The sequence below is a fragment of the Kurthia gibsonii genome (assembly GCF_006539985.1).
In the GTDB taxonomy this organism is placed as follows: domain Bacteria; phylum Bacillota; class Bacilli; order Bacillales_A; family Planococcaceae; genus Kurthia; species Kurthia gibsonii.
This window is the reverse complement of the sequence record NZ_BJOB01000004.1, coordinates 91,882-105,006: the sequence shown is the minus strand read 5'-3', so window position 1 is coordinate 105,006 and position 13,125 is coordinate 91,882. Positions and strand designations below refer to the sequence as shown.

Genomic DNA, 13,125 nt, shown 5'->3' with positions numbered 1-13,125 from the left:
TGCAACTATTTGTCCCTTTCGGCGAGCCAGATTCCCTTTCGCGCGAGGAATAGTCCCTTTCAGAGAGACAGATTCCCTTTCAACAGCTGATTCAATCAAAAAAGGAATCGTCCGAATAGACGATTCCTTTACATTTTATGGTTCTGTTATTTCTTTTTCTGCTTCTTTCATCGCTTTTTTCGATACCTTTTGACCTGATACTTGGACGCGTTTTAAGAAGAACGCTAGAATTAATGCCGCAATTGTAATAAACATTGCGATTAAGAATGAGAAGTTAATCCCTTCAACCATTGCTTTATCCACAAGTGGTTTTGATAATGATTGCCCTAATTCTTTTGCATATTTTAAGGTACTTGGATCTTCAGCTAGTTGCTTACCGTAAGCTGCTAATTCTGATTTAGACATTGGCGTACCTGCTTGTGCTGCTTCTGTTGCTTTTTGTGTAACTTGTTCTGAAATACGTTCTTTCACTTTTTCAGCTACTTGACCTTTTACTTCATCTTCGACACTTGAAGCTTCACTCTTTGTACGAGTTGTCATGATTGTAATCATAACTGCTGAACCAATCGCGCCTGAAATTTGTTGTAGTGTATTGTTCATCGCTGTACCGTGCGGATTTAATTGCATTGGCAATTGGTTTAAACCGTTTGTCATAATTGGCATCATTACCATCGACATACCAAACATACGCACTGTATAAGCAAGCATTAAATATGTGTACGTTGTTTCTGTTGTTAATTGTGATAAGAAGTGTGTTGAGATTGTCACGATTGTTAAACCGGTAATCGCTAAAATTTTCGGACCAAACTTATCGAATAGCTTACCTGTAATTGGTGACATCAAACCCATGATAACCGCACCAGGTAACATTAATAGACCTGAATCAAGTGGTGTAAAGCCACGAATATTTTGTAAATAAATTGGTGTTAAAATCATACCGGAGAACATCGCCATTGATACGACGATTGAAATGATTGAAGCTAATGCGAACATTGGGTATTTATAAACACCGAAGTTTAACATTGGATCTTTCATTTTTAATTGCATAATGACAAAGATAATTAATGCGATTGCACCAATTGTAATTGTACCCCATACATCTATTGCTCCCCAGCCATCTTCGCCTGAAGCTGAACTGAAACCGTATAATAGGCCACCAAAACCAATTGTTGATAATACCAGTGATGTATAACTTAATTTGACTTTGCGTGTATCCATAATATTACGGAACTTAAAGATCGCGATAATTAAAATCGTGATTGATAACGGTAAAATCATTTCGAATAATACATGCCATGTCCAAGTTTCAACAATCCAACCTGATAATGTTGGGCCGATTGCTGGCGCTGTAATCATAACAAGACCAAAAATCCCCATAACTGCACCACGTTTGGCAATTGGGAATGATACAAGCATGATATTCATTAATAGTGGACCTAATACGGCAGCACCTGCTGCTTGAACCATACGTGCTGTTAATAGGACACTAAATGTTGGTGCGTATGCTGCTAAAGCTGTACCGATTGTAAAAATTGATAATGCTGTAATAAATAACGTTCTGTTTTTAATACGTGTAATAAAGAAGGCGCTTGCTGGTACTAAAACTCCTGATACCAACATATAACCCGTTGTTAGCCACTGCACCGTTGAAGCATCTACATCGAAGTCCTTCATAATAGAAGGTAATGCTACATTCAATAATGTATTGTTAAGTAATGCTACAAAAGCACCGATGAACATTAATACAATCATTGCATATGGTGGCTTTTTCTGTAACTGTTCCATATCCATTTATTAATCCCTCTTCTGCTTTATATTTCGTGTATAAAAGTTTACTTTCACTATAATATACTCATAGTCCAATTTTGGCAATAAGAAAATTAAGTTTTCGCAAAAAACATTGCTATTAAAGTATTTTACAGTTAGAATGACAGTATAATATAAAGATTAAAGGTGGACATATGAATAATCGAAAACGCCAAGTTATCTTGGCTTCACTAAAACTATTTGCTCAAAAAGGCTTCCACAGTACATCGATTCAAGACATCTTAGATGAAGCACATATCTCAAAAGGCACATTTTATAATTACTTTTCGTCCAAAAAAGATTGCTTAGTGGCGATTTTAGAAATTGGACGTTCAGATGCAACACTTCGAAAGGCTGAATTATTAATCGGAAAGAACCTATCCGATAAAAGTGTACTCGCAGCCCAAATTTCGACCATCATGCAAGTGAATCGTGAACGCGACTTACTACCAATCTTTGAATCAATTCTGCATTCAGGCGATCAAGAACTCAAAAAAATCGTCAAAGAATACCATTTAAAAGAGATGGAATGGTTATCTAGAAGGTTAGTAGATGTATATGGTGAACGCATTGTACCGTATCGCTATGATGCCACGATTCTTTTGTTTGGGATGATTCATCAGATGCTTCATATTGGAAGCATGACAGCTGGTGAGGCAATTGATCCTGTTGTGACATCAAAGTATGCATTACGTCAACTAGACTTAATCGTGCCTTCACTAATCGAAAATAACGACTATTATTTGGGACCTGACTTACAAAATTATATTTTCGAGAATACGAAGTATGAAGTACCTACACGCGATGAGATTTTAGATCAGTTAAAAGGATTTAGAAGTTGTTTAGAATCCGATATACCCGAATCTTGCATTGAGTACACGGACTGTCTAATAGAAGAATTCTCGATGGAAAAACCGCGTTACTATATTATTGGAACGATTGCGTATCAATTTTACAATAGCTTCCGCGATTCAAAGCACGCACTTGAAACAATTGAAATCGCCAATGAGATTTGGAAAGTCACACGCGCAAATAAAGGCAGTATCCTTAAAAAATAAGAGGCTTGGGAGCAATTCCCAAACCTCTTTTTTATGAATTCTTTTTTGAAAATAAATTCGCTGTTTTTAGGGCAATCCGAACCGCCTTACGATTCAATGTACCTTCTAAATGTTTTGTGCGTACTTGATGGCTTTTCACCTGACTTTTCAACTTTATAATGCGTTCATTTTTTTGTTCTAATACATTACTCATGACCGCCTCAAAGCGCTCTCCCATCTCAGCTGCCGAGCAATGAATAAAGCTTTTTACTGGTGGAAGTAATTGAATTTCTTGTAGCTGTTTGTCGAGTGGCGCTTCCACTAAATCAAGGTCTTGTTCATAAATATGTGGAATTCCATTATGATTTAAGAAATGAATAAAACGATTAAAATTTTCTTCATGTACATGCTCACAACGGTGGAAGTCACTCTTTTCAATTAAGTCCATAATCTGTGTTTGCTCTGTTAATTCGTTCCCAGCCACATCATTTAAAGCATGGTAATCTGTTAACTCACGCATGCGCCCATCTTTTGGAATAATTAAGCTTGGTGTCCCAGCAATTGTCGCTGTAATGTTCCCATGCAGTCGAGCGCCAAAACTAAAGTCCGCTTCACCTATAAAATCAATCCATGATTTAGCATTCAAGAAATAACGCACACGGTCTTGGACATATAGTTCATCTGTTGTCTTCCCTTGATAATATGGCTTTGGCTTTTCGAGATTGGGACCGCCTAAATAAATCATTTTCAACTCTTTATACCACTGCGGAATAAAATAATGATGTTTGAATTCATTTTTGCTTCGATCGATAAATTCTAAAACATGATTTGGAGAAAGTTTAGATGAGTTGATGGTAACAATAGAATTTTCATTAATTTCTGTATCGCGTATACGTAAATGACGTCCATTTGCATACATTGATGGACAACCAATAATGACATGGTCAACCCCCTCTTTAAATCCTAAATGTGTTAAGTAACGTGATGTGAATTCTCCACGTACGCCAATCATAGATGAACGTTTTAATACTGCTTTAACAAAATCGACAACTGCTGGATCATATGGATTCTTTTTTGTGAAGTCTGGCTCGAAGTCAATGCGTACACCAACACCAATGACGTAAACAGGTATTGTCAAACGATTAATTAGTTTCGTGTAAGATTTTAATGTATTTTCAAAATCTGGTCGGAAAGCATCTGCTAATGGAATGAAATATGCATCATAATTCTCGTTAATATAAGGCGCATCTGATGGATTTACACGATAGTAGTCAGGCACAAATTCAACATCTTCTGTCATCAATGTGCGATAAATGCTATATGCATAGATTAAGTTTCCTACATTTCCCCCAATTGAATTGTTGGCAATGATTTTAGCAGCATCAAACACATCTGTCGGTAACATACCGCTACGAATTAAATATTTTTTCATCAACCATTAAACTCCCTTCTATGTATCTATTTTGATATTCTCTTACTTATATTACCTTTTTCAAGGAATATTTGCTTCTTTTAACTCTTTTTTCGTAAATTGTAATTTAGCTGTTATAAAATTTATAGAATCGTTACTTATTTTTTGTTTATATATAACTTTTAAGGGAATTCATAAAAAAGAAAAAGTTGTATAAAGCCCATTACATGACTTCATACAACTTGTATATGCCCCAGGAGGGAATCGAACCCCCAGCCTAAGAACCGGAATCTTATGTTTTATCCATTAAACTACTGAGGCGTATGACTATTATTATACAAATATAAAGTGCAATTGACAACTTGATTTAGACTTTTCAATATTTAACACAATATATTTGACCTTTTTTGACTATGCAATGTACAATAAGAGTACAGCTGATTCTAATCAGTAACTAGATTGAACGGAGGAGAATTAAATGAACTTAATTCCTACAGTAATCGAAACAACAAATCGCGGAGAGCGTGCATACGATATTTATTCTCGTCTTTTAAAAGACCGTATTATCATGCTTGGTAGCGCAATTGATGATAACGTTGCAAACGCAATCGTATCGCAATTATTATTCTTAGAAGCAGAAGATCCAGAGAAGGATATCTTCTTATACATCAACTCACCAGGTGGTTCAGTAACAGCTGGTATGGCAATCTACGATACAATGCAATTCATCAAACCAGATGTACAAACAATCTGTATCGGTATGGCTGCTTCAATGGGTTCATTCCTACTAACAGCTGGTGCAAAAGGTAAGCGTTTTGCATTACCAAACGCTGAAATCATGATTCACCAACCATTAGGTGGCGCACAAGGTCAAGCGACTGAAATCGAAATCGCTGCTCGCCACATCTTAAAAACACGTGAAAAACTAAACAAAATTCTTTCAGAGCGTACAGGTCAACCTGTCGAAGTGATTGAAAAAGATACAGATCGTGATAACTTCATGTCTGCTGAAGAAGCATTAAACTACGGTTTAATCGATAAAATCATGACAAATAACGAAACAAAATAATGTATAAAAAAGAGGTGAAGGGTTTAAAACCCCTCACCTCTTTTTTGTTTATAAATTAAGCGTGTACAACATTACGTAATTCATTCAATTCATAAAAAGATACACCTGATTTTGAGCCGACATTACCTGCTTTTAACGCTTTACCGAATAAAATTTTTGGTTGAACTGCCTGTCCATTTAATTGTGCGTTCGCTTTAAATACATCTACATCTTCTGTTGGTAATGGTTGTACATCTGTATAACCTAATTGACCCAGAATATTTTTTACTTGGAAATCGCGTGCAAGTTCAAAGTCGATTAACTCTGAAATTCCTAAGTCTACTATTTGTTCTGGTTGACCTTCTGTTTGTACATGTGCAACGATTGTAATTTCCATCATGAATGCCTCCTAAATTGCTTCATATACACTTATTTTAGCACTGACATTTTATTTATCAAGGTAAACAAAAAGCGGATTGTCGCTTATTTTGAAACAATTCAACATGAAATAGCACACACTTACGAAAAATAAGTTAAATAATGCACACTATTTTTCACCATATAAAAACAGGAATCGCCATCATGACGATTCCTGTCTATTTAAGCTCTACGCACTCTTTTTACGTCCACGCGCAAATACAACAAGACTTGCTCCAAGTAATGCAATACCCGCTAATGTGTATAATAAGAAGTCGCTTGAACCTGTTTGTGGTAGTTTACCATCTTTGCCAACTTCAGCTGTTACATGCTCACCTTTTGATACGAAATCGTATTCACCTGGTGGTAAGTCTGCGCTAATGTTACCGTCTTTATCAACTGTTACATCACTCGCCACTAAGTTACCATCTTTATCATATACATCATAATGGTCGCCTGGTTTAACACCTGGTTTTGACGGTTTAGAAGAATTTGTATTCTCCTCCGTATCGCCACCTGTGACTACTCCTGGTTTCGATGGTTTTTCTGGCGTTGTTGGTTTATTTGGTTTTCCTGGTTCTGTTGGTTCTTCTGTTTCACCATCTGTAACTGGCGCTTTAAAATCAATCGTTACATTACAACTTGTCATTGTTACAGTTTTTGTTTCTTTTCCAACTGTCACTTTGACTTGATACTCTTTTGTTGCATATTTCGGATCAATTTTCGCATTTCCTTTTGCATCAGTTGTTACGGTTTCAATTAATTTTATAGGATCCGCGAAAGAATAGATACCGAATAATGCATAACATACATCTTTAAAATAAAAAAATACGAGATAGCATCGCTGCTACCTCGTATTTTTACTAGTCTTCTGATTCAATCATTGCACGTAAACCGGCGATTGCCTCTTGCTCGTCTTTTCCATCTGCAAACAGCGTAATCTCTGTTCCATGTGCAACAGCTAAACTCATAATCCCCATGATACTCTTCGCATTTACTTTACGCGTACCTTTTTGTAAAAATACATCCGCATGGTAGCGGTTTGCTTCTTGTACAAAAAGAGCGGCTTGTCTTGCTTGAAGACCAGATTTGAGTTTAACCTCTACCTGCTGCTCTACCATTGCTTACTTCCTCCTTATGTTATGGCAATTGCCGTCAAATTTATCTTATTTCTTCTATTATACATCATTTTATGTTCAGCTTCTCACCAGCTCGTAAAGAATCTGCAATTTCGTCAATTTTTCTTAGGCGATGATTAATCCCTGATTTAGAAACAGATGTTGACATCATCTCACCAAGCTCTTTTAATGTCACATCTTGATACGCTACACGCAATCTAGCAATCTCTTGCAACTTCTCTGGTAGCTGCTCAATGCCAATTTGCTTGTCGATGTACTTAATATTTTCGACCTGACGAATCGCTGCACCAATCGTTTTATTCAAGTTCGCTGTTTCACAGTTCACTAAACGATTCACACTATTTCGCATGTCACGTACTATGCGCACATCTTCAAACTTCATCATCGCTTGATGTGCTCCTACTAAGTTTAAGAAATCAGAAATTTTTTCCGCCTCTTTTAAGTACGTCACGAAACCTTTTTTACGTTCAATCGTTTTTGCGTTCAGATCAAAGTAATTCATCAAGTTCATTAAATCCGTACCATGTTCTTCGTATAATGAATAGATTTCTAAATGATACGCTGACGTTTCTGGATTATTCACTGAGCCACCTGCTAGGAACGCACCACGTAAATACGCACGCTTGGATAAATCCGTCTTAATCAAATCTGGTGAGATATGATGATTCATTAAAAAGTTACCTGATAGAATTTCTAAACTCTCAAGTAACTCTCTCGTACCTTCTCGTACACGACAAATGTACACATTATTCTTTTTTAAACGCATCTTTTTACGAACGAGTAGTTCAATTTTGTAGTCGTATAACTGCTTCATAATCGTATACATCCGTCTTGCAATCGCTGCGTTTTCAGTTTGTACATCTAAACTGAATTGACGATTGGTCAGTGATAGTGAACCATTCATACGAATCATTGCGGAAAGTTCCGCTTTTAAATTAATTTCATTCGACTCAATTTGCGTTAATTCTTTTTTCATTTCTGAAGCGAAAGACATCGTCGTCCCTCCTTTCTAAATTAATAGGACATTAACCACTCCGCTACATTCGTTGCTTCGTGACGAACGCTTCCTTTTTCACTTAAAGTAGCTATTGCACCTTTTTCAACACGAAGTCCCATTCCTTCTAATAATCGGACATCGAAGCGTACAGGTTCGGCATTTTCTTCTTCGTATGCTTTTTGCACTTCTTCTGGTACATCTGCATCATCATTAATTAAGATAGTTTCGATAAAAGGTTCTCCTACATGTGTATGAATCGCACGCACATGATCACTTGCTGTATAGCCTGATGTTTCACCGCGTTGTGTCATGAGGTTACAAATATACACCTTTCTGGCAGATGAACGAAGTACTGCTTTTCGTATATCTTCTATTAATAGATTAGGAATAATGCTCGTATATAAACTCCCTGGACCAATAACAATGACATCTGCTTGCTCAATCGCTTCTACTGCTTCTGGTAGTGCATGGACATGATGTGGCTTTGAAAATACTCGCTTAATCGGTTTACCATATGAAGGGATTTTTGATTCCCCCTCGATGATTTTTCCGTCCTCAAATTCAGCGAATAGTGTTAGACGCTGATTCGCTGCTGGAAGCACACGACCATTAACATTTAGTACACGACTCATCTGTCGAATAGCATGAGAAAAATCACCGGTAATTTCCGTGAGTGCTGTTAGCATTAAATTCCCGAGTGAATGACCATTTAGATGTTCTTTTCCTTGTCCTTTAAAACGATATTGAAACATCTCCTCAACGAGAGGCTCTACTTCTGAAAGTGCGGCAATGACATTTCGAATATCGCCTGGCGGTGGCACATGATAGTCATCGCGTAAGCGTCCCGAACTACCACCGTCATCCGCTACCGTCACAATCGCTGTTAAATCCGTATTGAATTTTTTTAGTCCTCTCAATAATGTTGAAAGACCTGTTCCACCACCAATCACGACAATACGTTTTTTCTGTTTTTTCATCGCATTAGCCCTCTTTTTTCGCAAGATCACGATGGAACACAACAGTTGAAGAAATCTTCGCTAATTCATGTCCAAAGTATTCGGCTAATGTAACAGAACGGTGTTGTCCACCTGTACAACCGAATGCGATAACTAATTGTGCTTTACCTTCGTCTTTATAGCGCGGAACCATAAATTCAAAAAGGTCTGTCAGCTTCTCAATTAATGCTTTTGCATCCTGCTGTTTTAATACGTAAGAAGAAACTTCATCATCTAGACCTGTTTTCGGACGTAAATCTTCAATATAGTAAGGGTTTGGTAAAAAACGCACATCAAAAACTAAATCGGCATCGATTGGCATGCCATGTTTAAAACCAAAAGACATCACGTTAATCGAGAATGTATTTTTTGTTTCGTTTGAAAACTGCTCTAGTAACAAATTGCGCAATTCTTTTGGCTTCATAATCGACGTATTATAAATCTGCTTTGCACGCCCTTTAATATCTGCCAGTAATTCACGCTCTTTTTTAATCCCATCAAGCGGTAATGATTTAGAAGCAAGGGGGTGCGCACGTCTCGTCTCTTTATAGCGTCGCACAAGAGTTTCGTTATCTGCATCTAAAAATAGAATGTACGGTTTAATTTCATCTTCACGTTCTATTTCATCTAGTGCATCCATTAAAGTAGAGAAGAAGTCACCACCACGTAAATCCATTACGACAACTGTGTGTGTAATTTCTTTATTCGAATCTTGCATGAGACGAATAAAAGTAGGAAGAAGTGCAGGTGGTAAATTATCGATACAATAATAGCCTAAATCTTCAAAAGAGCGCACAGCTACTGATTTACCTGCACCCGACATTCCTGTAATGATGATTAATTCTTTTGATTCATCTGTTTGTGGCATGGTTTATTTCTCCTCTGTTGATTGCTGTATTTTTTCGGCTAATAGTTTGAAATCTTTCGTGTATGTGAATGTACCATACTGCATACCACTTTGTTCTACAGCGAACAATAAATTTGTACGGTCTCCTTCAGCCATTGGTAATGTTTTTAAATCTTCAATTGGATGCCACTCTAAAATACCTTCTCGTGTTTCGGTATAGGGTTCTCCAATTAAATCATTTGCTACAAAAGTATAAAGCATCCATTCGTCAACGAATTCACCGTCTTCTTGAATGACCATTGTATAAATTCCTTTTAAATGTGGTTTGACAGCACGCGTCCCTGTCTCTTCAAAAAACTCTCTAGCCGCTGCTTCGTAAATGGATTCACCACTTTCAATTTTCCCACCGGGCGCCACATACCATCCACGTCTAGGTTTTTTCAAAAGAAGTACTTCATCACCTTTACGCACAATTAAATTTGCAATTCGTTGCATACGCGCCACCTCATCTCTATTTTCATATTCTTAGTATTAAAAAAATCCTATTTTCTATTATACACTGTTCCGGGTGTTTCTTACAAAATTTAAAAATTCACACCCTTTTTATTTACCACGAAAAAGAGGAAACGCTCGCCAGCGCTTCCTCTCATTCTGATTTCATCTACTTGAATAGAATCATCTTCACCAATAGTATTTCAAAAAGGGTTATTACACTTTATACTATACAGTTTGAATGTTTCATTCGGGTTACAGAAAGATTAAGAACAAGTATCATCTGTATCTTATGGTTATTTATGCTAATGTTTCTTTTAATTCTTCAACATAATGTTGCACAGCTTGAGCTGCGATACTACCATCACCTGTAGCAGTTACGATTTGGCGTAAAGTTTTATCACGTACGTCACCTGCTGCGTAGATTCCAGGAATTTTCGTTTCCATTTGTTCGTTCGTTGGAATGTAACCCGCTTCATTAGTAATACCTAATGATTCAAATGGTTTTGTTAGAGGGTTCATACCGATATAAATGAATACACCGTCTGCATCGACAGTTGATTCCGAACCATCAACTGTATTTACTAATGTGACACTACCTACTTTACCATCTTTTTCATTGATTTCTTTTACAGTATTATTCCAAATGAAATCAATTTTTTCGTTCGCGAATGCGCGATCTTGTAAGATTTTTTGTGCGCGTAATTTATCACGACGGTGAACAATTGTTACTTTTTCAGCAAAACGAGTTAAGTACATACCTTCCTCAACTGCTGAGTCTCCGCCACCAACAACGATTAAATTTTTGTTTTTAAAGAATGCACCGTCACATACAGCACAGTAACTTACACCACGACCACCTAATTCATTCTCACCAGGTACACCCATTTTTTTATATTCTGCACCTGTTGTAATAATGATTGCGCGTGTTTTATATTCTTTAGAACCTGCTTTAATTGTTTTATATTCTTTACCATCGATGACTTCTGAAACGTCACCGTATGCATATTCTGCACCGAATTTTTTTGCGTGTTCAAACATTTTAGTAGAAAGCTCTGGTCCTAAAATCGTATCGAAACCTGGGTAGTTTTCTACTTCTTCTGTATTCGCCATTTGACCACCTGGAATACCACGCTCAAGCATTAATGTAGCTAAGTTTGCGCGTGAAGCATAAACCGCTGCAGTCATACCTGCTGGACCTGCACCAATAATGACAACATCATAAATTTTTTCTTCTGACATATTTAACTCCTCCTACTAAAAAAACTTCTATATACCCTAGTATGGTATAGCATTTTCTATACCTACTCAAGTTATTTGCTCATGGACGAAACATCGGTAAAAAAGGAATGAGTTCGTTCACATATTTCGTCAACGTTTGCGGTGAAATATGATATTCTTCCGCAATCAATTTCTTCGTTACTTTCGCACGCGATGATCGATACATATATTCAACTGCTGCAGCTAATGCAACCGTATTTTTAAATGCATAACCTTGATCTAGCGCATTTTCACAGATGATGAACCACATTTGGAATGGGAAGGTATCTTCAATTTGCATCGGCTCTACTCGTTGATACAAAATTTCAGCTACTTCGACCATGTGAAATAAAGGTTTTAAGACTGCTTCATCTTCTAAATCGTGCCCTAATACAAAAGCGAGAAATACTTTTTCAATCGCTGTATATTCCTCTACCTTTATAATCGTCGGGTTCGCTAAAATTTCATGTTTATGAGGTGATTTTTCTAATAAAAATAAGCCAAATAAACGTTCCGAGCGTTCATCATGTTGTAATAAACTTTGAATATACTCCACATCACGAAGTAAATCATCTTCTTGTACAATTGCATGTACCCATGGTTCGAAACCTTCTTTTGATGGGTCAACTTCTAATAACTGTGTCCACACTTTACGAGATAGCGCTTCATCTCCTGCAAAATAAGCAGAATGTGATAACCAAAAGTAGAAACTGCCATCACCTGAGAAACCATTCTTATATAAACTTTTCAACCACTTATAAGCTAACTCATACTGTCCAATCAGTGCAAGTGTCGCGCCTAACTTGAAGCGATGTTCAAATTTATACGGATGTAATTTAATAAGTAAACTCTCTAAATAGACGAGTTCTTCATCTTCTTTTGCATAATATGCCATAACCGTTAAGTTACATAGCGCATGTAAATTCCCATAATTCCCATGTAATACTTCACGCAACAAGGCACGTGCCTGTTCTTCCTCTCCCTGATAAAAATAAGCGAGTGCTAAATTATTATAGGCAGACCAGAAGAATGGGTTTTCTGCGATAATCTGTTCAAAAATCTCAATCGCTTGTTCGTGATGTCCTTCTTCCATCAGTTGACGCGCTCGCTCTTGTTCATGTATATAGACGCGATTCACATTCGGTTCTTCTGATGGAATCTTCTCAAGTGTGGCATGTGCAAAATCTAAAATATCGTTTGCCTCTGCTGTAAATTCGCCGCCTTCATCAAAATCTAAATATAAATTAGCATAATAAAGTGCATCTTCTAAAAAACCTAATCCTGCTGAGGTCTCTGCTAAAAAGATAACCGTCTCAGGATTTCTCGGCTCTAATCGATCTGCTTCTAATAGTAATTCGCGTGCCTTCTCAACATTTCCTTGCTCTAACTCAACAACAGCATACTGCAAATAAATCATCGCATCTGTTGGGCTCAGCTCAATCGCTCTTTGTAAATAGATCGCTGCCTTCCCTAAATCGCCACGTCCCATAACATCCTGTGCTTTTTGATAGTAGAAATCTCCCGATGGCAAGAAATATACGATATTCGGTTTTGGCTTTTGTTTGTCGTTAAATTCTTCCAAGAAATATTCCTCCGAAAAGAAAAGCTTGGGACGAAAGGTTCGCAACAAAAAGGAAAAACCGCGTCAATACGCGATTTTTCGTTTTTCATGCGCC

The 13,125-nt window shown here is 37.1% G+C and carries 13 protein-coding genes and 1 tRNA gene; 2 read left to right on the top strand and 12 right to left on the bottom strand.

The window, feature by feature from the left end:
- Positions 1-135 precede the first annotated feature (135 nt).
- Positions 136-1,791: a DHA2 family efflux MFS transporter permease subunit gene (locus KGI01_RS02390; RefSeq protein ID WP_141272957.1), complete on the bottom strand. Its 1,656-nt coding sequence runs from the start codon at positions 1,789-1,791 to the stop codon at positions 136-138.
- 170 nt (positions 1,792-1,961) lie between these two features.
- On the opposite strand from KGI01_RS02390, the gene KGI01_RS02385 reads away from it, so the two are divergent.
- Positions 1,962-2,864, top strand: coding sequence for a TetR/AcrR family transcriptional regulator (locus KGI01_RS02385; RefSeq protein ID WP_141272955.1), 903 nt, complete (start codon positions 1,962-1,964; stop codon positions 2,862-2,864).
- Positions 2,865-2,895: 31 nt separating this feature from the next.
- Here KGI01_RS02385 and KGI01_RS02380 read toward each other — a convergent pair whose 3' ends face one another.
- A complete protein-coding gene (locus tag KGI01_RS02380; RefSeq protein WP_141272953.1) occupies positions 2,896-4,275 on the bottom strand; it encodes a polysaccharide pyruvyl transferase family protein in 1,380 nt (459 codons plus the stop codon).
- Between the two features lie 228 nt (positions 4,276-4,503).
- A tRNA-Arg gene (locus KGI01_RS02375) sits at positions 4,504-4,575 on the bottom strand.
- 157 nt (positions 4,576-4,732) lie between these two features.
- On the opposite strand from KGI01_RS02375, the gene clpP reads away from it, so the two are divergent.
- Complete coding sequence (gene clpP / locus KGI01_RS02370) at positions 4,733-5,323, top strand: ATP-dependent Clp endopeptidase proteolytic subunit ClpP (protein ID WP_141272951.1); 591 nt, start codon at positions 4,733-4,735, stop codon at positions 5,321-5,323.
- Positions 5,324-5,378: 55 nt separating this feature from the next.
- Here clpP and KGI01_RS02365 read toward each other — a convergent pair whose 3' ends face one another.
- From KGI01_RS02365 to KGI01_RS02325, 9 genes are all read right to left on the bottom strand, one after another.
- On the bottom strand, positions 5,379-5,702 hold the full coding sequence (locus KGI01_RS02365) for a hypothetical protein (RefSeq protein ID WP_082701355.1): 324 nt from the start codon (positions 5,700-5,702) through the stop codon (positions 5,379-5,381).
- Positions 5,703-5,909: 207 nt separating this feature from the next.
- Positions 5,910-6,401, bottom strand: coding sequence for an LPXTG cell wall anchor domain-containing protein (locus KGI01_RS02360; protein ID WP_141272949.1), 492 nt, complete (start codon positions 6,399-6,401; stop codon positions 5,910-5,912).
- Between the two features lie 181 nt (positions 6,402-6,582).
- The gene (locus KGI01_RS02355) at positions 6,583-6,840 is read right to left on the bottom strand and encodes an HPr family phosphocarrier protein (RefSeq protein ID WP_068451217.1); all 258 of its coding nucleotides are present in this window, start codon (positions 6,838-6,840) and stop codon (positions 6,583-6,585) included.
- Positions 6,841-6,904: 64 nt separating this feature from the next.
- On the bottom strand, positions 6,905-7,852 hold the full coding sequence (gene whiA / locus KGI01_RS02350) for a DNA-binding protein WhiA (protein WP_141272947.1): 948 nt from the start codon (positions 7,850-7,852) through the stop codon (positions 6,905-6,907).
- Between the two features lie 20 nt (positions 7,853-7,872).
- Positions 7,873-8,832 (bottom strand): gluconeogenesis morphogenetic factor MgfK, encoded by a 960-nt coding sequence (locus tag KGI01_RS02345; RefSeq protein WP_141272945.1) that lies wholly within the window; start codon positions 8,830-8,832, stop codon positions 7,873-7,875.
- Positions 8,833-8,836: 4 nt separating this feature from the next.
- Positions 8,837-9,718, bottom strand: a complete 882-nt coding sequence (gene rapZ, locus KGI01_RS02340; protein WP_141272943.1) for an RNase adapter RapZ — start codon at positions 9,716-9,718, stop codon at positions 8,837-8,839.
- Between the two features lie 3 nt (positions 9,719-9,721).
- The gene (locus KGI01_RS02335; protein WP_141272941.1) at positions 9,722-10,192 is read right to left on the bottom strand and encodes an NUDIX hydrolase; all 471 of its coding nucleotides are present in this window, start codon (positions 10,190-10,192) and stop codon (positions 9,722-9,724) included.
- 297 nt (positions 10,193-10,489) lie between these two features.
- On the bottom strand, positions 10,490-11,431 hold the full coding sequence (trxB, locus tag KGI01_RS02330) for a thioredoxin-disulfide reductase (RefSeq protein WP_068451204.1): 942 nt from the start codon (positions 11,429-11,431) through the stop codon (positions 10,490-10,492).
- A gap of 79 nt (positions 11,432-11,510) precedes the next feature.
- Positions 11,511-13,031, bottom strand: coding sequence for a tetratricopeptide repeat protein (locus KGI01_RS02325; protein ID WP_255314708.1), 1,521 nt, complete (start codon positions 13,029-13,031; stop codon positions 11,511-11,513).
- Between the last annotated feature and the right edge of the window lie 94 nt (positions 13,032-13,125).